Below are 19,313 nucleotides of genomic sequence, written 5' to 3' on the forward strand. Positions count from 1 at the left end.
ATGGTTCTCCGCGTGCGGGTGCTGGCCGGTGTGCTGCTCCTGCTCGCGGGGTTTTCTGTCTGTGCCTCGGCAGGTGGCGCGCGATTTTTCCCACCCAATGCTCTCGACAGGATCGGTATTGGGTCCGGTGCGTTTGAAGAGGAATGGTATTCGCGCCAACTCACGGCGCTCAGGGAGGCTCCGCTTCTCAATCCTTCTCCAGATCGCGTTCTCTATCGCTTTACGTGGCTTCGCACTTTCCATCACCCGATGGCCTTCACGCTGCTGTTCCGGCCGGACGGAACCTCACGCCTCACGGTCAGGATGGCCAGTGGCGCGGGCGGTTACGACCCCGGCACGCTGAGCCTGGAAAAGACAGTCGAGATCAATTCGGAACTCACACGGAATCTCAGAAAAGGACTGGACAGTCTCGGCTTCTGGGAGATGCAGACGCAACTCCCCAATGCAGACGGCATGGATGGAGCCCAATGGATTCTCGAGGGAAACCAGGACGGCAAATACCATGTCGTCGTGCGCTGGAGCGGCGAGGGTATCCGCATCTGGTGCGCACAACTCATCCTGCTGTCGGGCGTTGATGTGGGTGAAGTTTACTGACCCGCCCGAGGGCATCTCTGAAGGCTGAGCATCGGCCTTTCAACGGCGGCGTGCCAGGCGCACGCCGCTGATCAATCCCGCCAGCGCGCCGAGGATGAGCCCGCCGAGAATCCAATAGGCGACGACGAAACCGGAATAGCCCTCGAAGCTCGAGGTGCTCATCAGCTCCGTCCAGCCGAGGCCGCCCAAGAGGCCAAGCCCGCCGCCGGCGGCGATCCCAAGGATCGTGCCCAAAATCGCCAGTCCGATGGTGCGCCCGGCCGCCATGGCGCGATGCTGACACAGGCACGGGCGGCGGGCCAGCGGCGACAGCACGGTTGCCCCGCTTCCCGCCTTCGCCTAGAAGCCCCCACCATGAGCACTGACAAGCAAAATCGCCCAAAGGCCCGGGTGGCCAAGGGGTTCCGCGACATTGGCGCGGAGGAAATCCGCGGCGTCCGCCAGATGCTAGCGAAGATCCAGACCGTCTATGAGGCCTATGGCTTCGAGCCGGTGGAGCAGCCTTTCATTGAATATACCGATGCGCTGGGCAAATTCCTGCCCGATCAGGATAGGCCCAATGCGGGCGTGTTTTCCTTTCAGGACGATGACGGCCAGTGGCTGTCGCTCCGCTATGACCTGACCGCGCCGCTCGCCCGCTATGTGGCGGAGAACCAGCAGAAGCTGCCCACCCCTTACAGAAGCTACCGGCAGGGCTGGGTGTTCCGCAACGAGAAGCCAGGCCCGGGCCGCTTTCGCCAGTTCATGCAGTTCGACGCCGACACGGTGGGCAGTGCGTCTCCCGCCGCCGATGCCGAAGTGTGCATGATGGCGGCGGATACGATGGAAGCGCTGGGGCTGGAGCGCGGGCAGTATCGGATCAATGTCAATAATCGAAAAATTTTGGACGGCATGATGGAACACATCGGCTTGGTCGAAGAAAGCGATCAGGCTCGACGCCTCACGGTATTGCGTGCTTTGGATAAGCTTGATCGACTGAAGTGGAGCGGAGTTGAAGCTCTCCTCGGTGATGGCCGTACAGATGAAAGTGGAGACCACACACCCGGAGCGCAACTTTCTCCTGTTTCTATAGTGGCCATTCGAGAGCTTATTTGGTTGAAGCAGAGTGGTGACTTAGAAGGAAAATCCAATTCTGCGATTTTGCGGGAATATGGAAAGCTGAGTTTCGGAGCAAATTCCAAATTTGTCGATGGCCTTGCCGAGCTTGGCGATATGGATCGATTGTTTGATGGATCTGGGTATTCTTCTGATCAAATTGCGATTGATCCAAGTATCATTCGCGGCCTCGAATATTACACTGGCCCCGTCTTTGAATGCGAATTACTGATCCCCACCACGGATGAGGATGGCAAGCCCGTGCGCTTCGGCTCGGTCGGCGGTGGCGGGCGGTATGACGATCTGGTCGCGCGCTTCACCGGGCAGCAGGTTCCGGCCACCGGATTTTCGATCGGCGTGTCGCGCCTCTATTCGGCGCTGAAGCTGGTGGGCAAGGCGGAGGAGTTGAACGTCACCGCCCCGGTCGTCGTGCTTGTTCTGGATAAAGACCGGCAGGGCGATTACTGGCGCATGGTGCAGACGCTCCGCACGGAGGGCATCCGCGCCGAAATGTATGTCGGCACCGCCGGCATGAAGGCGCAGATGAAATATGCCGACAAGCGGGGTGCCCCGCTCGTGGTCATTCAGGGCGGCGATGAACAGGCCAAAGGCGAGGTGCAGATCAAGGATTTGCGCCTCGGGTCCGAACTCGCCTCCGGCATCGCATCCCGCGAGGAATATGCCGCCCAGCGTCTCGCGCAGGTGACGGTGAAAGAAGATGAGCTGGTGAGCGCGGTGAAGAAGGCGCTCAGCCTATGAGCCGTGCCCGCTTTTCGCCTTCTCCCCCTGCGGGAGAAGGTGCCCCGAAGGGGATGAGGGGTCGCGCTGAACTCAACCACCCCCTCATCCGGCGCTTCGCGCCACCTTCCCCCGCGAGGGGGGAGGGAAGAAACTGCAATGCCCGGTAAATCACCCACCGAGCGCGCGGCGCTGGAACGGCAGAACGCCACCATCATGGCGGTGTTCGAGCGCGCCGGATTTGATTTCATCGCCCCCGACATCCTGCAGCCCGCCGACATTTTCCTTGAACGCTCTGGCGAGGACATCCGTGCACGGACATTTGTGTTCACCGATCCTTCCGGCGCTGAAATCTGCCTCAGGCCCGATCTCACCGTGCCCGCCTGCCGCTATCATCTGAGCCATGCGGGCGATGCAAGTGCCGAGACGCGCTATTGCTATTGCGGACCCGCTTTCCGCTTTCCCGATGAACGGCTGAGCCCGCAGGAATTCACGCAAGCCGGCCTTGAATGGTTTTCCGCGCCGGATGCCGCCGCTGCCGAAGCGCGCGTGCTGAAGCTGACGATCAGCGCGCTGGAGGCGGCAGGCCTTTCCAAAATGCGCGTCACGCTGGGCGATCTCGGGCTTTTCGCTGCGCTGCTTGATGACACCGACATGCCCGCCCGCTGGCGGCAGCGCCTGCGCCATCATTTCTGGCGGCCGCAGGCCTTCCGTGTCTTGCTGGACAGCTTTTGCGCCGAACGCGCCCTGCGGCGCACCAGCATTTCACCTCTGATCGACCGCCTGGGCGAAACCGATGCCCAGACGCTGGTCGAACTTGAACTCGTCGCCCATAATCTGCCGCTGGTGGGCGGGCGCGATGTGGATGAGATCGCCGCCCGCCTTGAAGCCAAGGCCGCCGACCGCCGCGAAACGCCGCTGGCGCAGGCCAAGGCGGATCGCCTCAATGCCTATCTCGCCGTCACTGGCGAAGCAGCCGCGATCGATGCGCAACTGGCGGGCATTGCCGATGGTCCGCGCTTCACCGCCGCACGCGGGGCCTTTGCCAGGCGCCTGTTCGAGATGGAGGAACTGGGCCTCAATCCGCGCCGCTTCACATTCGCGGCGGGCTTCGGGCGCGAGCTTGAATATTATACCGGCTTCACCTTCCAGATCGATGCCGATACGCCGCATGGGCCCGTGACGGTGGCGGGCGGCGGGCGCTATGATAATCTCCTGTCCGACATGGGCGCCGCCAAGCCCATCCCCGCCGTGGGCTGCGCCATCCACACCGACCGGTTGAAGGCGGTGCTGGCATGAGCACGCTCACCCTTGCCATTCCCTCCAAGGGCCGGTTGATGGACGCCTCCGCCGCACGTCTGGAAAAGGCAGGCTATGGCATCGAGAGGCTGGGATCGGAACGCGGCTATCGCGGCCGTCTGACCGGCGCTGATGAGATCGAAATCGCCTTCCTCTCGGCGTCTGAGATCGCCCAGAACCTGCGTGACGGCAAGATCGACCTCGGCATTACCGGCGAGGATTTGCTGCGCGAGAAGATCGCTCCAGATGATCCGTCGACGGAGCTTCTGGTGCGGCTCGGCTTCGGCCCGGCCAATGTGGTGGTGGCGGTGCCGCAATGCTGGCTTGACGTGGGATCCATGGCCGATCTCGATGAGGTTTCGGAAAGCTTCTATGGCCGTCATGGCCGGAGGCTCCGCGCCGCCACCAAATATCACAATCTCACCCGGAGGTTTTTCGCCGAAAAAGGCGTGACAGGTTATCGCATCGTCGAAAGCCTGGGGGCGACTGAGGGTGCGCCCGCCGCAGGCATCGCCGAAATCATCGTCGACATCACCACCACGGGGTCGACGCTGGCCGCCAATCATTTGAAAATTCTCGATGATGGCGTGATCCTCAAATCCACCGCTGTTCTGGCGGGGCGCTCGGAGGCGGCAGCTGACCCCCGCGTTGCGGCGCTGAAGGCGGCGCTCGCCGCCGTGGTGGATGCCTAATTACGAAACACACGCGCAAGAGTTTCAAATAACTTCCGCACGTTGAAGTGATGGAATCGGCTGCGTCCCGTGTGACGCTCCTCGCGTATTCCCTGTAACCGGACGCACGCTCCTGTGCGCCGGCAAAACCTCCGGGGAGATACGTTCATGACATTCCGCGCCTCATTCGCTGCCGCAGCCTTCGCCGCCCTTCTGGCCTCAAGCGGGCTTTCACCCGTTGCGCACGCACCGTCCGCCGGTGCCGCTGAAATGATGAAAGCCTCCGACCTCCGCGTGGCGCTGAACCAGTTGCTCGCCGAACATGCCGAACTCGCCGCTGATGCGACAGGTGCGGCACTGGGCGGCCGCATGAAGGAGTTCAAGGCTGCCGCTGCGACACTCGATGCCAATTCGCAGGACATCGCCAAGGCCATTGGCTCCGTCTATGGCGATGCGGCGGGCGAGGCCTTCCTGCCCTTGTGGCGCAAGCACATCGGCTTCTTCGTGGATTACACCATGGCCAAGGCCAAGGGCTCCATGAAGGGGCAGAAAAAGGCGGTGGACGATCTGGTGGGCTATGCCGCCGATTTCGCGGCCTTCCTCAACTCCGCCAATCCCAACCTGCCCAAGGATGCCGTTACCGGCCTTGTGAAGATGCACATCCTGAGCCTCAAGGACGTGGTCGATGCGCAGGCCGCGCACAACCAGACGCTCGCCTACCAGAAGATCCGCGAAGCCTCGCATCACATGCAGATGATCGCCGATCCGCTGGCGGAGGCCATCGCCGCGCAGTTCCCCGACAAGTTCGCGATGAATTGATGCGATGAGACGCATCGCGGTTCTCGGCGGCGCGGCTGGCGTGCTGGGCGTTCTGGCTCTTGGCCAGCCCGCCTTCGCCATGGACCAGGCCGCCACCATCAAGCTGTTCCAGTTCCAGCCCGGCAATCTCGAGGTGAAGGTTGGAACCACGGTAACCTGGACCAATGGTGATGACATTGAGCATTCGGTGACATCGGGCGCGCCGGGAAAGGAAAGCAAGGTGTTCGATTCCGGCTTCTTCAAGAAGGGCGGCACTTACAGCTTCACCTTCACGACGCCCGGCACCTACACCTATTTCTGCAAGCGCCACAACAGCATGAAGGCCACGGTGACGGTCATACCGTAGCGTGGTCTCGGGGTGCGACGTGGAGGTTCCCGGGGGAACCTCCGCGCCGCATTCTCTCTTGGCCTTGAGCGAGTGAAGGCGTAAACTGTGATCTCTCATCACGGTTTTCCTCCATGCCCAATTCCGGTTTTTTTGCCCCGAAATCCCTTTCGACCCTGCGTGAAGGCTATAGCCTCTCGCGCCTGCGCGCCGATGCGGTGGCAGGCCTCACCGTTGCCATCGTCGCCCTGCCGCTCTCCATGGCCATTGCCATCGCCTCCCATGCAACGCCTGCGGCGGGGCTTTATACGGCGATCGTCGGCGGCTTCATCATCTCGGCCCTGGGCGGCAGCCGCTTCCAGATCGGTGGCCCGGCGGGCGCCTTCATCGTGCTGCTGGCTTCGATTGTCGACCAGTATGGCTATGACGGGCTGCTGCTGGCCACCATGATGGCGGGCGTGGTGATCTTCGCCATTGGCGCGTTGAGGCTCGGCACTTACATCAAATATGTTCCGCATCCCGTCACGGTCGGGTTCACGGCGGGCATCGCCGTGATCATCTTCGCCAGCCAGATCAAGGACCTTCTGGGCCTCAGCCTGCCGGGGGCGGAGCCCGCGGCGCTGATCCCCAAGATCATCGCGTTGTGGGAAGCGCGGCCCACCCTGAACATCGAGGCAACGGGTATCGCGGTGCTCACCATCGCGCTCATCGTGATCCTGCGCAAGCTGAAGCCGCACTGGCCGGGCTTTCTGATCGCCGTGGTGCTCACCGCAGCGTTGGTGTTTTTCCTGAAACTGGATGTTCAGACCATCCAGTCGAAATTCGGCGGCATCCCGCGCTCGCTGCCGGCCCCGGGGCTGCCCGCCTTCAGCTGGGAAAAATTCCACGCGCTGATCCCCTCGGCCCTGTCGATTGCGCTGCTCGGCAGCATTGAATCGCTGCTCTCCGCCGTGGTGGCCGACAGCATGACCGGCAGGCGTCACCGCTCCAACACGGAGTTGATGGCGCAAGGCATTGCCAATATCGGATCGGCCCTGTTCGGCGGCATCACCGCCACCGGCACCATCGCGCGCACCGCGACGAATATCCGCGCCGGCGGAACGAGCCCCGTCTCTGGCATCCTGCACTCGCTGTTCGTGCTGCTGTTTATGGCCGTGGCAGCGCCGCTGGCCGGCTATATCCCGCTCGCCGCGCTAGCAGGCATTCTGGCCGTCGTCGCCTGGAACATGGCCGAGAAGGCAGAGTTCAAATCGCTCCTCACCTCCACGAGGGGCGATGCGGCGGTGTTGCTCGCCACCTTCGGGCTTACCGTATTCCGCGACTTGACCGAAGGCATCGTGGCGGGCGTCACCATGGGGGCGCTGCTGTTCATGCACCGGATGGCGCAGGCGACGGAGGTCAGGACTCATCACCACACCGCCGATTCCTCCGAGGACGCCGAGGCCGATGCGCTGCTGGCCGACAAGGACATCGTGGTGCATCACATCAACGGCGCGTTCTTCTTCGGCGCCGCCTCGACCGTGGCCGCCACGCTGGAGCGGATCGGCGATCCGCCCAAGGGCTTCATCCTCGACATGGCGCAGGTGCCTTTCGTCGATTACTCCGCCGCCCATTCCCTGCATGGCTTCCTGAAGGTGGCGCACAAGCATGGCGCGGTGGTGTACCTCACCGGCGCTCCCGCCTCCGTCCGCCGCGATCTCATCAAATACGGCATCAGGAAACCTCACGTTCATTACGGCCACACCATTGCCGATTGCGCCAGGGCGATCCGCCACGGCCTTGAAATTGACGCGCAAGACGAATAGCGCTCATTTTGGGTCTAACCGGAGAATCAGGAGTTTCGAATGCCGAACCACAGGCTTTTGGCTGCCAGCATGGCTGCAATCCTCTGCATGACAGGAGGGGCGTGGGCGGCGGCAAGCTGCGGAAACTCCGCCAAGGGCTTCGACGGCTTCATCAAGCAGGTCAAAGCGGAAGCGGCGGCACAGGGAATTTCGGCGCGCGGCATCGCCGCTTTGGATGACGTTTCCTACGATCCCTCGATCATCAAGCGCGACCGTGCGCAAAGCATTTTTTCCCAGAGCTTCCTCGACTTTCAGGCCAAGATGGTGTCGGACAGCCGCATCACCCGCGGCAAGGCGATGATGCAGCAATACAAGCCCATCTTTGATCGCGTGCAGAAGCAGTATGGTGTGCCGGCCCCGGTGATCCTCGCCTTCTGGGCGCTGGAAACGGATTATGGCGGCAACATCGGCGACCTGCCCACCATTCAGTCTCTGGCGACGTTGGCCTGGGATTGCCGCCGCCCCGACAAGTTCCGCCCGCAGCTTCTCTCCGCCCTTGATCTGGTGGGCAAGGGCGACCTTTCCGCCGCCGAGATGCGCGGGGCGTGGGCCGGGGAGATCGGCCAGACGCAATTCCTGCCCAAGGAATATGATGAAACCGCCGTCGATTATGACGGCGACGGGCGGCGCGACCTGCGCAAGAGCATTCCCGATGTGATTGCTTCCAGCGCGGCGCTGCTGATCAAGCATGGCTGGCAGCCGAACCAGCCGTGGCTGCAGGAGGTAAGCGTTCCCGCCGACATGCCGTGGAAAGAAGCCGATATCGCCATTCAGCATCCCCGCTCGCAATGGGCGAAATGGGGCGTGAAGGGCAGCTTCAAGTCAGACAGTTTCCCGGCCTCGCTGCTGCTGCCGATGGGCCGCAAGGGGCCGGCTTTCCTGGCCTATGACAATTTCACCACGGCCTATCTCAAGTGGAATGAAAGCCTCGTCTACTCGACGACCGCCGCCTATCTCGCCACGCGCATCGCGGGCGCGCCGAAATTGTCGCCCGGCAACGGCACGGTGACGCCGCTCACCTATCAGCAGATCATCGAGTTGCAGAAGATTCTGGTGAGCAAGGGCTATGACGTGGGCGACATCGACGGCAAGGCCGGCGCCTCGACGCGCGCGGCGGTGAAGGACATGCAGATCAAAATGGGCCTGCCCGCCGACTCCTATCCCGACGCCGATTTCCTGCGCGCCATCGGCGGTTGATCACTCGTGCCGGAGCGCCTCGATGGGATCGAGGCGCGCCGCCCGCCGTGCCGGAAAATAACCGAACACCACGCCGATCAGGCCTGAGAAGATGAAGGCCAGGGCGATGATGCGGATATCCGCCGCAAAGGGAATGTCCATGCCGAGCGAGGCGGCGCCGGCGATGGCGAGGCCCGTCAGGATGCCGATGATCCCGCCCAGAAGCGACAGGACGATCGACTCGACGAGGAACTGCGTGAGCACCTGGCCTTCCAGCGCGCCGATGGCGAGGCGGATGCCGATCTCGCGCGTGCGCTCTGTCACCGACACCAGCATGATGTTCATGATGCCGATACCGCCGACCAGCAGGCTGACGGCCGCGACCGCGCCCAGTAATCCCGTCATCACCGTGGATGTCGAGGCCAGCGTGCTGGCGATCTGAGTCATGTCGCGCACGGTGAAATTGTCTTCGTCATTGGGGCCGATGCGGCGCTGTTCGCGGAGAATCTGCTCCGCCGCCGCCTGCACATTGGGAATATCGCTCTGCTCGGTGACGGAAATCGAGATCGTTGAGATGCGCGTGTTGCCGGCCAGCCGCCGCTGATAGGTGCGCATCGGCATGATGACGGTTGAATCCTGGTCGCTGCCAAAGGCCGATTGCCCCTTTGGCGCCAGAAGCCCGATGATGAGGCAGGAGAAATTGCCGACGCGCAATTGCTGTCCCACCGGATCAAGCGAGCCGAACAATGTCGTGCGGATGGTTTCGCCCACCACGCAGACCGACGCGCCGGAACGGATTTCGCTGTCACTGAAGGGGCGGCCCTCGGTGAGGGTCCAATCCTGCACCGTGAAGAAATCGGAATCGGTGCCGGTGATCGTCGTCTCGAAATTCTGCGCGCCGAACACCACGACGGCCAATTTCTGCGAGGAGGGCGCAATGCCGCGCACGCCTGTGAGATTGGCCCGGAGCGCGGTGACGTTTTTCTCCTCGAAGGAGCGCGCATCGCTTCCCGTGGGAGGCCCGAAGGTGTTGGCGCCAGGCCTCGCGATCAGCATGTTGCTGCCAAGTGCCGAGAGCGAACTCTGCACCTTCTGAGACGTGCCGGACCCGATGGTGACCATGGCGATCACGGCGGCGACGCCGATCACGATGCCGAGCAGGGTGAGGAAGGAACGGAGCGCATTGCGCGTCACCGACCTGAGCGCCAGCTTGACGGCTTCCCACACCATCAGGCGGCCCTCTTCAATGAGTCGCTTTCGATGCGGCCGTCGAGGAAGTGGATGTTGCGGCCCGCATAGGCGGCCATGTCGGGCTCATGCGTCACCATCACCACGGTGAGACCGTTGGCGGTGTTGAGATGGGTGAGCAGTTCCATGATTTCCTGGCTTCTCGCCGAATCGAGATTGCCGGTCGGCTCGTCGGCGAGGAGAAGCAAAGGATCGGAGACGATGGCGCGGGCAATCGCCACGCGCTGCTGCTGGCCGCCGGAAAGCTGAGCGGGCGTGTGGTCTTCCCGTCCCGCAAGCCCCACTTGCCGGAGTGCTGCGATGGAGCGCTCGCGCCGCTCCTCGCGCGCCATGCCCCGATAGACGAGCGGCAGCTCGACATTTTCAACCGCCGTGGTGCGCGCCAGAAGATTATAGCCCTGGAACACGAAGCCCAGATAGGTGCGCCGGAGCAGCGCCAGCTGGTCGTGGCCGAGGCCCGTCACATCGACGCCGTTGAAGAGATAGCGGCCATGCGTCGGGCGGTCGAGGCAGCCGATGATGTTCATGGCGGTGGATTTGCCGGAACCCGAAGGCCCCATGATCGCCACGAACTCGCTTGGAAAGATATGCAGGTCAACACCAGCCAGCGCGCGCACCAACCCTTCGCCCTCGCCATAGAGGCGCTGGATGCCCTGGAATTCGACGAGAGGAACGTTCCTGTTCACGAGCCGCCCGACTTGGAGGAGACGATCACCTGGTCGCCTTCCTTGAGATCACCGGAAACGATTTCCGTGAGCTGCCCGTTGGTGGCCCCCGTCTTGACGGAGACTGCCTTGGCCTTGCCGTTTTCGAGCACATAGAGCGTTCGCTCGCCATTGGTGATCGGCTTGTTGGCGCTCTTTTCGAAGCGCGGCATGCGTGGCATGAAGATCGAGGTGATGCTGAAGCCCTGGGCTTTTTCGGCTTGTGGCGGCTGGTAGCGCAGAGCCGCATTGGGCACTGTGAGGGCATCGGGAATATCCTGCACCGTGATATTGGCGGTGGCCGTCATGCCGGGACGGAGCGAGAGGTCCTGATTGTCCACCGTGAGGATCGCCGTATAGGTCACCACATTGTCTGTGGTCTGCGGCGAGAACTCGATGGTCTGGATTTCCGCCGGGAAGGCGCGGCCCGGATAGGCGTCCACCGTGAAGGAGGCTTTCTGTCCGGTCTTCACGGAGCCGATGTCGGCCTCGTCTACATTGGCCTCCACCTGCATGCGGCGCAGGTCTTCTGCGAGCGTGAAAAGCACCGGGGCCTGCAACGACGAGGCAACCGTCTGCCCCGGCTCAGCCGAGCGTTTCAGCACGATACCGTCGACGGGCGAGAGGATGCGCGACTTGTCGAGATCGGTCTGCTGCAATTTTACATCGGCTTCCGCCACGGCCGCATCGGCCTTTGCTTCCGCAAGCGCCGCAGTGGCGCGGTCGGCGGCGGCTTTGGCCGTATCGAACACCTGAGCGGAGGACACGCCCTTGTCGCGGAGCGCCTGCGTGCGTGCGAGGGCGACGTTCATTTCTTCGACGGTGGCCTGCGCCGTGGCGACGCGCGCTTGGGCCGAGGCAAGAGAAGCCCTGGTACGCTCGAGCTGCGCCTGCGATTTTACGGTGTCGAGTTCGGCCAGCACATCGCCCTTCTTGACGAGGCTGTTGTTGTCGACGTTCACTACGCGGATAACGCCTGACATCTCACTCGACACATCCACCTGCGTGGTCGGCTGGATATTGCCGGTCGCCTGCACCTGCACCACAAGGTCGGTGCGCTGGGCGGGCTGCGTTGTATAGCTGATGGCCGTTTGCGCCGACTGCCGGTGCTGGTACCACCAGAACCCGCCCGCCAGCAGCGCCAGCGCAACCAGAAGCCAGAGCGCCCGGCGCAGCCACACGCGCCGCCTGTGGGCGCCATTCAGGCCTAAGGCCTTCTCGATCTCCTTCGGTGCCGGAACGGTTTGAATATTCATCTTTCTCGCGCGCAAACGGGTTGACGGGAACAAGACGGGGAATCCCGTCCATTCCGTCGCAATATAGGCGCGAAATGTGGCTGGCAGCAGGGGGCTCTCTGCCGCTATTGTGCCGCAGTCCTTTACACTGATTCACCATGACAACCCTGCAATTCGAAACGGCTCCCGACGGCACGCGCCTTGCCTTTCGCGAGGATGGCGGCCTCAATCCCGCCAAGACCGGCTTCTTCTGGCTCGGCGGATTCAAGTCCGACATGGAGGGCGCCAAAGCGGAAACGCTGGCCGCGCTGGCGCGCGACACACGGCGGCCATCATTCCGTTTCGACTATTCCGGCCACGGCCAGTCAGGCGGGCTCTTTGTCGATGGCACAATCTCGGCCTGGCTCGATCAGGCGCAGCACATGTTCACCCATAAGGCGGGTGGCCGCAGGATCGTCGTTGGATCCAGCATGGGCGGCTGGCTGACGCTGCTGCTGCTGAAACGCCTGCTGGCGGAAGATGTGGCCACCGCCAAACGCATCGCAGGCCTCGTTCTTATCGCGCCCGCCACCGACATGACGCAGGCGCTGATGTGGCCAAGCCTGAGCGAGGACGACAGGGCGAAACTGAAGAAGACCGGCGTCTATCAACGGCCATCGGCCTATGGCGAACCCTATTCCATCACCGCGAAACTGCTGGATGACGGGCAGAAGCATCTGATGATGGCAGAGGGCCTTGCCTGCCCGTGCCCGGTGCGCATTCTGCAGGGTGATGCCGATCCCGATGTCCCGGCGGCTCATGCGGTGAAGACCTTTGGCATGCTGAGAGGAAGCGATGTGACGCTGACGCTGATCAAGGGCGGCGATCACCGCCTGTCGCAGCCGGGCCAGCTGGCGCTGATCCGCGAGACGGTGCTGCGCCTCGCCGAACGCGCCGACGGAATCAGCGTTTGATCTCTTTCGCCAGCGCCGCAAGTCCTTCGCGGTAGGTGGGATAGCGTAGCTTCACGCCGAGCTCGCGCTTGATCCGCGCATTCGAGACGCGCTTCGAATCGGCATAAAAGCTCCGCGCCATCGGCGAAAGCTGGGCCTCCTCGAACGGAATCCCGGGCGGCGGCGGCAGGCCCAGAAGCTCTGCCGCGTATTCAACCACATCCTGCGGCGGGGCGGGGAGATCATCGCAGACATTATAGGCGCGGCCCGGCGCGGGCTTCACCATGGAAGCGCACAGGGTTTCGGCAATGTCATCCACATGGATGCGGCTGAACACCTGGCCTTCCTTCACGATGCGCTTCGCCGTGCCATCGAGAACCGGGAGGAGCTGATTGCGGCCCGGCCCATAAATTCCCGCCAGACGGAAAATCTGAAGCGGCAACCCGGGAATGTTCAGCCATGCCGTTTCGGCGGCGAGCCGCTTGGCGCCACGTTCGGTATTGGGAGTGAGAGGCGTCTCTTCCGTCACCCAATCCCCGCCATGATCGCCATATACGCCGGTGGTGGAGAGATAGCCCACCCACGCGAACTGGCCGGCACGATTTGCAAAATCATCCGTGTGCCGATGAAGAACAGGATCGCCGCCACTATCGGGGGGCACCGAGATGACCACGTGGGTCACGCCGTCAAACATGGCGGACGGCAACGGGGCGCTGCCGTCGAAAACCAGGGTCTTGTAACCCGCCGCCGCAATCGCCGCGGCCCCTTCGGCGCTACGGCTGGTGCCGGTGATTGTCCAGCCCGTGCTCTTCAGCCGTGACGCCAGCGCCTTGCCGGAAAATCCCATGCCGAAGCAGAGCAAATGATTCATGCCGCGCTCCATTCGGCTCTTACATCGGCATCCAGTTCGGTTTCCACAAAGCGGCTTCGCAGGCTTTGCGCATATTGCGCATCGGCGAGCTGACGCGAAGCCCAGACCGCCATGGCCCGCACGACCGGTGCCGGATCACTCAACAAGGGTTCGATAACGGGCAACAGCGAAGGATCGCCACTGTTGCCCGCTGCGATCAGGCAATTGCGGATGAAGCGGTCGCGCCCCGTGCGCTTGATGGGCGAGCCCGAAAACAGTGTCCGGAATTTTGCATCGTCGAGTGCCAAAAGTTCAGACAGGGCAGGCGCCATGAGATCGTCCCGCGCCTTGAGCTTGGCTTCAGAGGCAGTGTGGGCGAACTTGTTCCACGGGCACACCGCCAGGCAATCATCGCAGCCATAGATGCGGTTGCCCATCGGCACGCGGAATTCAGGCGCGATATGCCCCGCATATTCGATGGTCAGATAGGAAATGCAGCGCCGTGCATCGAGGCGGTAGGAGGCGGGGAACGCGTGCGTCGGGCAGATGTCGAGGCAGGCCTGGCAGCTTCCGCAATGATCGCTCTCGGGTTCATCGGGCGCAAGGTCGGCAGTGGTGAGGATGCTGCCGATGAAGAACCATGATCCCAGCCGCCGCGACACGAGATTGGTGTGCTTGCCCTGCCAACCCAGCCCGGCGCGCGCCGCGAGGGGCTTCTCCATCAGGGGCGCTGTATCGACGAACACCTTCACATCCGCTCCCGTTTCATGCGCGAACCACTGGGCCAGCCGCTTCAAGCCGCCTTTCAGGATGTCATGATAATCACGGTTGAGCGCATAGACCGAGATCACGCCCGTGTCCTTGCGCGCAAGCCTCGCCAGCGGATCGGCGTCGGGGCCGTAATTCACCGCCAGCACGATGGCGCTTTTGGCCTCCGCCCACATGGCTTGAGGGTGGATACGGCGGTCTTTCGTGTCATCGAGCCATGTCATTGTGCCGTGATGGCCATCGCCCAGGAATTGATGAAGGCGCTCGCCCTGCGCGGGATCGCCCAGATCGCGGGCCACTCGCACATCGTCAAAGCCTTCGGCGCGGGCGCGGGCGTTCAGGGCCTCGCGGGTGAAGGCCATCGCCTCAGAAATCGAGATCGGGGTAGATGGCGGAGGGCGGAAGCCCGCGCACCTGATCGGCCAGCAGCGTGCGGAACGACGGCCTCGACTTGATGCGCTGATACCAGGATTTGGCGACGGGATAATCCGCCCACGGAATGTCGCCGAAATAATCGACGACCGACAGATGCGCCGCCGCCGCCAGATCGGCGAGGGAGAGGTCTTCGCCCGCCATCCAGATGCGGTGATCGGTGATGTGGCCGATATAATCGAGGTGATTGCGAAGCTGTGTTGCGGCCATGCGCACCCGCCCCATATCAGGCGCGCCGCCGCCATCCTCGCGCCTCAGGAAGCGGCGGATCACCTTTTCAGTGAGAACCGGCTCGGTCACTTCGGCGTAGAATTTGGTGTCGAACCAGCCGACGAGGCGGCGCACTTCGGCGCGCTCATAAACATCGCCGGGAATAAGTTTTGTCTTTTCGCTGCGCGTCTCTTCCAGATATTCGCCGATCGCTTCCACGCCGCAGATCGCCGTGCTGCTGTCTTCCATGAAGATCGGCAGGGTGCCCGCCGGATTGAGCTGGAAGATGTCGGCGGAGGGCGCCCAAGGCTGCTCCTCGATCAGTTCGGCGCCGCCGCCATATTCGGCCAGCGCCAGCCGCATCCGGCGTCCGAAGGGATCGAGGGCGAAGTGGATGAGTGTGGCCATGGTCTCCGGAACATACGCAATGAACTTTTTGTCATGGCCGGAGCGGGGCTTCTGCTTTAATTGCTCCGGGTGAATCCGCCGTATAAAACCCGTTCGCCATTGCAGCAAGCGATTCGCCCCGGAGCACTTCCTTCATGTCTTTCGTGCAGATCATTGTCCTGGCCCTTGTGCAAGGCATCACCGAATTCCTGCCGATCTCCTCCGAGGGCCACAATATTCTGGTCCCCTATCTCACCGGCTGGCCGGATCAGGGCAAGCTCTTCGATGCGATGACCAATTTCGGCACGCTGGGGGCGCTGGTCGTCTATTTCTGGCGTGACGTGCTGTCGATCCTGCACGGCCTTGTGGATGCGGCGCGCGGCCAGCACAGCGCCAGCTCTCGCCTGATGGTGAATGTGGCCATCGCCACCGTGCCCATCGTCATCATCGGCTTCATTCTCGAAGCCACGCATCTCATCGATCATTTCCGCAGCCCCACGCTGATCGCCATCAACGCCATCGTGTTTGGCGCGCTGCTTTACGTGTGCGACGCCTATGGCCTGGCCGTCCGCAAGATGTCGGACATGAACTGGAAGACTTCGTTGATCATCGGTTCGGCGCAGGCGCTGGCCCTGAGCCCCGGCACCAGCCGCTCCGGCATCACCATGACAGCGGGCCGCGGGCTGGGGTTCATCCGCTCGGAAGCGGCGCGCTTCTCATTCCTCTGCGGCATTCCCGCCAATGCGGCAGCATCTTTTTATGTGGTCGGAAAAGCCGTGGCGAAACATGAGCCGATTTCAGCCGCCGCCATTTTTTGCACCATTCTCACGTTTTTCGTGGCGCTCGGGACGATCACCATTCTCATGCAGCTGATCCGCCGCATCAGCTTCCTGCCCTTCGCGGCCTATCGCATCCTCTTGGGCGCGGTGCTGCTGGGGCTGATTTATTCCGGCACGCCCTTGGGCGCGGTGAACTGACCGGCCTTGCGGAAGCGGTAGAGATAGGCGGGCACGATAGCCTCGATGCCGGACGCGGTGATGCCCAGGCCTTCCAGCGTGCGCCGCTCACGCCTTGCCTCTTCGCTCACCACATTGTCTGACCTGAGCGATTGAACCTGGTCCGAGGTGAGCAGCGGCTTGGGCAGCAGGCCCAGCAACATGCCCTGCACCTTGGCCACGGCCCATGGCACCGGGATGAGCAGGCGCTTGCGCTCCACCGTGTCGAGGATGAAGGTCATGAGCTGCTTGAAGCTCAGCACATCCGGGCCGCCCAGCTCATAGGTGCGGCCATCCGGAATGCCACGGTCGAGAAGCCGCACGATCGCCTCGCCCACATCGCCTGCGAAGACCGGCTGGAACAGGGTCTTGCCGCCGCCAATCAGCGGCAGGGCGGGGGCAAAGCGGCTCATGGCGGCAAAGCGGTTGAAGAAATCATCTTCCGGCCCGAACACCACCGAAGGGCGGATGACCATGGTGCCGGGGAAGGCCGCCTTGGCGCGCATCTCACCCTCGGCCTTGGATTTTGCGTAATCGCTGGCGGACTCAGGCGAGGCACCAATCGACGACATCTGGATGAACATCCGTGCACCCGCCGCCTTGGCGGCCTTGGCGGAGGCTTCAGCGCCGAACACATGCACGGCGTCAAAGCTCTGGGCGCCTGCGGAATAGAGCACGCCTGCCAGATTGATGACGGCATAGGCACCCTCGCAGGCGGCGGCGAGTGAGGCGGGATAGCGGACATTGGCCTGCACCGGCATGATCTGCCCCACCGTGCCCAGAGGCTGCAGATGGCCCGCCAGATCAGGCCTCCGGCAGGCAACGCGGATACGGTAGCCCCGGCGGGCAAGGGACCTGACCACATGGCGGCCAACGAACCCTGATCCGCCGATGATGGTGATGAGCCTGTCGGAAGCCTGTTGCGTCACGGGATGCCGTCCTTGTTGCCGGGAATGTCTGGCTTTTAGCCGTGGCCTGCCGCCTTGCAAAGGCGCAAAACGGCGCGGGGTTTGGCCCGGGGTGCCCGCCTTGGGTTGACAATCGAGGGGCCAGCCCCCTATGAGACGCCCCGTTGCCCTGATGGCGGAATTGGTAGACGCACTAGTTTCAGGTACTAGCGATGAGAGTCGTGGAGGTTCGAGTCCTCTTCAGGGCACCAAATACTGTAACGGACGGCAGGGATCATGGCCATCAAGCTCTACAAGGGCGACCTGCCCGCCGGACTGGACCTCGGCCCGGCCGTTGCGATTGACACTGAAACCCTGGGGTTGATCCCGCGCCGCGACAAGCTGTGCCTTGTGCAGCTTTCCTCCGGCGACGGCAATGCGCACCTGGTTCAGGTGGACCGCGCGTCTTACGATTGCCCCAATCTCAAGGCCTTGCTGACTGACCCGAAGGTCATGAAGATTTTCCACTTCGCCCGCTTCGACGTGGCTGTGATGAAGCAATATCTGGAGGTCGACACGGCGCCGCTCTATTGCACCAAACTCGCCTCCAAGCTCACCCGCACCTACACCGACCGCCACGGGCTCAAGGATCTGGTGAAGGAATTGCTGGGCATCGAATTGAACAAGCAGCAGCAGAGCTCCGACTGGGGCGCCCATGTGCTGTCCGATGCCCAGAAGCAATATGCCGCGCAGGACGTGCTTTATCTTCACGAGTTGAAAGCCAGGCTTGACCAGATGCTGGAGCGCGAGGGCAGAACCGCCCTGGCGCGGGCCTGTTTCGATTTCATTCCCGTGCGCGCCGCGCTCGACCTCGGTGGCTGGACCGAGGACGATGTCTTCGCACACTGAAGCAGACACAAGCACGGGCGCTATCCGGCAGGCTGTTCTGCGGGCGCGCATCGCGCCCATTCTCACTTGGATCAGCATCGCCGCTGTGGCGGGGTTTGCCGCCGTCTTCGTGCTGCAGGCGGGCCTGTTTGCCTATCTGGTGCCGGCCACGCCGCCCGCTCCGCCCACTATCGACAATCCGGACAAGATCACCTCGGACAATTCCGTCATTACCGGGCGGGATAGCAAGGACCAGCCCTACAAGGTCACCGCCACCCACGCCTGGCAGGACCCCGCCAACACCTCGATCATCCACATGAAAACCATGAAGGCGGTCCTCAATCAGGCGAATGCCAATCCTTCAACTGTGGTATCAGATACGGCTGTCTATAACAGCGACACCAAACAGGCTGATCTTGCCGGAAACGTCGTGATTGTCCGGGGCGATGGGACGACGGCAAAAATGGACACCGCCAAGGTTTATCTCAAGGAGCAGAAGCTGACCTCGAACGTGCCCGTGGTGGTGACATCGAATGACATGATCGTGCGCGCCAACGGGATGGAAATAACCAATGACGGCGACGATATTCTGTTCTTGAATGGCGTGAAGACGCATTTCGGGGGGCCGCCCGCAAAAGGAGACAGTATCCAATGAGAAGGCAGATTTTATGGGCGCTCCCCGCGCTGGCCCTGCTGGCGCTGCCCGCCTGGCCCGAAACAGCGCCCGCCACGCCCGCAAAAACCACGACGACAACCACCACCACGGACAAGAAGACGAAGCCGGATCTGCCGGTTGATATCGAGTCGGATTCGACGGTCATTCACGACAAGGACAAGATTGCCATCTTCACCGGCCATGTGATCGCCAAGCGGGGCGACACCACGCTCAACGCCGACAAGCTGCAGGTGAAATATTCCGACGCCAAACAGCCCGACGGGACCACCAAGACCCAGGCGGATCATCTGGATTTCAGCGGCAATGTGGTGATCACCAACCCCAAGGAAAAAATCACTGGCGATTCCGGCACCCTCGAGGTGCAGACCAACATTCTCGAAGTGATGGGCAACGTCACGGTGGTGCAGGGCCAGACGGTGCTGAAGGGCCAGCATCTCCATGCCAATCTCGACACCAACCAGATGGAAATGACGGGCGGCCGCGTCAAAGGCAGCTTCGTTCCCAAGTGATCCTCTCGCTTTAGATATATTTAAACCTATT

Annotated in this window: 21 protein-coding genes and 1 tRNA gene; 14 read left to right on the forward strand and 8 right to left on the reverse strand. The window is 62.6% G+C overall.

From position 1 onward, the window contains the following. Positions 1-594: a hypothetical protein gene (locus QM694_RS15845; RefSeq protein ID WP_415007889.1), complete on the forward strand. Its 594-nt coding sequence runs from the start codon at positions 1-3 to the stop codon at positions 592-594. A gap of 39 nt (positions 595-633) precedes the next feature. On the opposite strand, the gene QM694_RS15850 is transcribed toward QM694_RS15845, so the two are convergent. Further along, positions 634-861: a hypothetical protein gene (locus QM694_RS15850; RefSeq protein WP_415007890.1), complete on the reverse strand. Its 228-nt coding sequence runs from the start codon at positions 859-861 to the stop codon at positions 634-636. A gap of 87 nt (positions 862-948) precedes the next feature. Here QM694_RS15850 and hisS point away from each other — a divergent pair, with 87 nt between their 5' ends. From hisS to QM694_RS15885, 7 genes are all read left to right on the forward strand, one after another. After that, positions 949-2,448 (forward strand): histidine--tRNA ligase, encoded by a 1,500-nt coding sequence (hisS, locus tag QM694_RS15855; RefSeq protein ID WP_415007891.1) that lies wholly within the window; start codon positions 949-951, stop codon positions 2,446-2,448. A gap of 138 nt (positions 2,449-2,586) precedes the next feature. Further along, positions 2,587-3,726, forward strand: a complete 1,140-nt coding sequence (locus QM694_RS15860; RefSeq protein ID WP_415007892.1) for an ATP phosphoribosyltransferase regulatory subunit — start codon at positions 2,587-2,589, stop codon at positions 3,724-3,726. Beyond that, complete coding sequence (hisG, locus tag QM694_RS15865; RefSeq protein ID WP_415007893.1) at positions 3,723-4,418, forward strand: ATP phosphoribosyltransferase; 696 nt, start codon at positions 3,723-3,725, stop codon at positions 4,416-4,418. The genes QM694_RS15860 and hisG overlap by 4 nt, the downstream gene beginning before the upstream one ends. A gap of 147 nt (positions 4,419-4,565) precedes the next feature. Beyond that, positions 4,566-5,216, forward strand: coding sequence for a hypothetical protein (locus QM694_RS15870; protein ID WP_415007894.1), 651 nt, complete (start codon positions 4,566-4,568; stop codon positions 5,214-5,216). A gap of 4 nt (positions 5,217-5,220) precedes the next feature. Continuing rightward, positions 5,221-5,562, forward strand: a complete 342-nt coding sequence (locus QM694_RS15875) for a plastocyanin/azurin family copper-binding protein (protein WP_415007895.1) — start codon at positions 5,221-5,223, stop codon at positions 5,560-5,562. 113 nt (positions 5,563-5,675) lie between these two features. Next, entirely contained in the window at positions 5,676-7,346 is a 1,671-nt protein-coding gene (locus QM694_RS15880) for a SulP family inorganic anion transporter (RefSeq protein WP_415007896.1), read from the forward strand. A 39-nt stretch (positions 7,347-7,385) separates the two neighbouring features. Next, positions 7,386-8,582 carry a lytic murein transglycosylase gene (locus QM694_RS15885; protein WP_415007897.1) on the forward strand — a complete coding sequence of 399 codons (1,197 nt, stop codon included), beginning with the start codon at positions 7,386-7,388 and terminating at the stop codon, positions 8,580-8,582. On the opposite strand, the gene QM694_RS15890 is transcribed toward QM694_RS15885, so the two are convergent. Genes QM694_RS15890 through QM694_RS15900 form a run of 3 tightly spaced genes read right to left on the reverse strand, consistent with a single transcriptional unit; the run spans position 8,583 to position 11,769 of the window. After that, positions 8,583-9,791, reverse strand: coding sequence for an ABC transporter permease (locus tag QM694_RS15890; RefSeq protein WP_415007898.1), 1,209 nt, complete (start codon positions 9,789-9,791; stop codon positions 8,583-8,585). It lies immediately after the preceding gene. Then, on the reverse strand, positions 9,791-10,495 hold the full coding sequence (locus QM694_RS15895; RefSeq protein WP_415007899.1) for an ABC transporter ATP-binding protein: 705 nt from the start codon (positions 10,493-10,495) through the stop codon (positions 9,791-9,793). The genes QM694_RS15890 and QM694_RS15895 overlap by 1 nt, the downstream gene beginning before the upstream one ends. Next, positions 10,492-11,769, reverse strand: a complete 1,278-nt coding sequence (locus QM694_RS15900; protein WP_415007900.1) for an efflux RND transporter periplasmic adaptor subunit — start codon at positions 11,767-11,769, stop codon at positions 10,492-10,494. The genes QM694_RS15895 and QM694_RS15900 overlap by 4 nt, the downstream gene beginning before the upstream one ends. Positions 11,770-11,906: 137 nt before the next feature. Here QM694_RS15900 and QM694_RS15905 point away from each other — a divergent pair, with 137 nt between their 5' ends. Then, positions 11,907-12,701, forward strand: a complete 795-nt coding sequence (locus QM694_RS15905; protein WP_415007901.1) for an alpha/beta hydrolase — start codon at positions 11,907-11,909, stop codon at positions 12,699-12,701. Here the strand turns inward: QM694_RS15905 and QM694_RS15910 are convergent. The 3 genes from QM694_RS15910 to QM694_RS15920 are packed head-to-tail and all read right to left on the reverse strand — an operon-like array spanning position 12,691 to position 15,348. Then, a complete protein-coding gene (locus QM694_RS15910) occupies positions 12,691-13,551 on the reverse strand; it encodes an SDR family oxidoreductase (protein ID WP_415007902.1) in 861 nt (286 codons plus the stop codon). The two genes, QM694_RS15905 and QM694_RS15910, sit on opposite strands and share 11 nt — an antisense overlap. Then, on the reverse strand, positions 13,548-14,660 hold the full coding sequence (gene queG / locus QM694_RS15915) for a tRNA epoxyqueuosine(34) reductase QueG (RefSeq protein ID WP_415007903.1): 1,113 nt from the start codon (positions 14,658-14,660) through the stop codon (positions 13,548-13,550). Before queG ends, QM694_RS15910 begins: the two co-directional genes overlap by 4 nt. Positions 14,661-14,664: 4 nt before the next feature. Beyond that, complete coding sequence (locus tag QM694_RS15920; RefSeq protein WP_415007904.1) at positions 14,665-15,348, reverse strand: glutathione S-transferase family protein; 684 nt, start codon at positions 15,346-15,348, stop codon at positions 14,665-14,667. A 134-nt stretch (positions 15,349-15,482) separates the two neighbouring features. Here QM694_RS15920 and QM694_RS15925 point away from each other — a divergent pair, with 134 nt between their 5' ends. Next, complete coding sequence (locus tag QM694_RS15925) at positions 15,483-16,304, forward strand: undecaprenyl-diphosphate phosphatase (protein WP_415007905.1); 822 nt, start codon at positions 15,483-15,485, stop codon at positions 16,302-16,304. On the opposite strand, the gene QM694_RS15930 is transcribed toward QM694_RS15925, so the two are convergent. Continuing rightward, the gene (locus QM694_RS15930; RefSeq protein WP_415007906.1) at positions 16,271-17,251 is read right to left on the reverse strand and encodes a complex I NDUFA9 subunit family protein; all 981 of its coding nucleotides are present in this window, start codon (positions 17,249-17,251) and stop codon (positions 16,271-16,273) included. The genes QM694_RS15925 and QM694_RS15930 overlap by 34 nt on opposite strands. Positions 17,252-17,396: 145 nt before the next feature. On the opposite strand from QM694_RS15930, the gene QM694_RS15935 reads away from it, so the two are divergent. The 4 genes from QM694_RS15935 (at position 17,397) to QM694_RS15950 (ending at position 19,282) form a co-directional block, all read left to right on the forward strand. Then, positions 17,397-17,481 (forward strand) — tRNA-Leu (locus tag QM694_RS15935). Positions 17,482-17,506: 25 nt separating this feature from the next. Further along, on the forward strand, positions 17,507-18,118 hold the full coding sequence (locus tag QM694_RS15940; protein WP_415007907.1) for a ribonuclease D: 612 nt from the start codon (positions 17,507-17,509) through the stop codon (positions 18,116-18,118). Further along, positions 18,102-18,752 (forward strand): LPS export ABC transporter periplasmic protein LptC, encoded by a 651-nt coding sequence (gene lptC, locus QM694_RS15945; RefSeq protein ID WP_415007908.1) that lies wholly within the window; start codon positions 18,102-18,104, stop codon positions 18,750-18,752. The genes QM694_RS15940 and lptC overlap by 17 nt, the downstream gene beginning before the upstream one ends. Next, complete coding sequence (locus tag QM694_RS15950) at positions 18,749-19,282, forward strand: LptA/OstA family protein (protein ID WP_415007909.1); 534 nt, start codon at positions 18,749-18,751, stop codon at positions 19,280-19,282. Before lptC ends, QM694_RS15950 begins: the two co-directional genes overlap by 4 nt. Positions 19,283-19,313: the final 31 nt, after the last annotated feature.

This window comes from Aestuariivirga sp. (assembly GCF_047602625.1).
Taxonomy (GTDB): domain Bacteria; phylum Pseudomonadota; class Alphaproteobacteria; order Rhizobiales; family Aestuariivirgaceae; genus Aestuariivirga.

Coding starts and splice junctions, on each gene's coding strand:
- QM694_RS15845 (WP_415007889.1), top strand. CDS start 1: ATGGTTCTCCGCGTGCGGGTGCTGGCCGGTGTGCTGCTCCTGCTCGCG.
- QM694_RS15850 (WP_415007890.1), bottom strand. CDS start 861: ATGGCGGCCGGGCGCACCATCGGACTGGCGATTTTGGGCACGATCCTT.
- hisS (WP_415007891.1), top strand. CDS start 949: ATGAGCACTGACAAGCAAAATCGCCCAAAGGCCCGGGTGGCCAAGGGG.
- QM694_RS15860 (WP_415007892.1), top strand. CDS start 2,587: ATGCCCGGTAAATCACCCACCGAGCGCGCGGCGCTGGAACGGCAGAAC.
- hisG (WP_415007893.1), top strand. CDS start 3,723: ATGAGCACGCTCACCCTTGCCATTCCCTCCAAGGGCCGGTTGATGGAC.
- QM694_RS15870 (WP_415007894.1), top strand. CDS start 4,566: ATGACATTCCGCGCCTCATTCGCTGCCGCAGCCTTCGCCGCCCTTCTG.
- QM694_RS15875 (WP_415007895.1), top strand. CDS start 5,221: ATGAGACGCATCGCGGTTCTCGGCGGCGCGGCTGGCGTGCTGGGCGTT.
- QM694_RS15880 (WP_415007896.1), top strand. CDS start 5,676: ATGCCCAATTCCGGTTTTTTTGCCCCGAAATCCCTTTCGACCCTGCGT.
- QM694_RS15885 (WP_415007897.1), top strand. CDS start 7,386: ATGCCGAACCACAGGCTTTTGGCTGCCAGCATGGCTGCAATCCTCTGC.
- QM694_RS15890 (WP_415007898.1), bottom strand. CDS start 9,791: ATGGTGTGGGAAGCCGTCAAGCTGGCGCTCAGGTCGGTGACGCGCAAT.
- QM694_RS15900 (WP_415007900.1), bottom strand. CDS start 11,769: ATGAATATTCAAACCGTTCCGGCACCGAAGGAGATCGAGAAGGCCTTA.
- QM694_RS15905 (WP_415007901.1), top strand. CDS start 11,907: ATGACAACCCTGCAATTCGAAACGGCTCCCGACGGCACGCGCCTTGCC.
- QM694_RS15910 (WP_415007902.1), bottom strand. CDS start 13,551: ATGAATCATTTGCTCTGCTTCGGCATGGGATTTTCCGGCAAGGCGCTG.
- queG (WP_415007903.1), bottom strand. CDS start 14,660: ATGGCCTTCACCCGCGAGGCCCTGAACGCCCGCGCCCGCGCCGAAGGC.
- QM694_RS15920 (WP_415007904.1), bottom strand. CDS start 15,348: ATGGCCACACTCATCCACTTCGCCCTCGATCCCTTCGGACGCCGGATG.
- QM694_RS15925 (WP_415007905.1), top strand. CDS start 15,483: ATGTCTTTCGTGCAGATCATTGTCCTGGCCCTTGTGCAAGGCATCACC.
- QM694_RS15940 (WP_415007907.1), top strand. CDS start 17,507: ATGGCCATCAAGCTCTACAAGGGCGACCTGCCCGCCGGACTGGACCTC.
- lptC (WP_415007908.1), top strand. CDS start 18,102: ATGTCTTCGCACACTGAAGCAGACACAAGCACGGGCGCTATCCGGCAG.
- QM694_RS15950 (WP_415007909.1), top strand. CDS start 18,749: ATGAGAAGGCAGATTTTATGGGCGCTCCCCGCGCTGGCCCTGCTGGCG.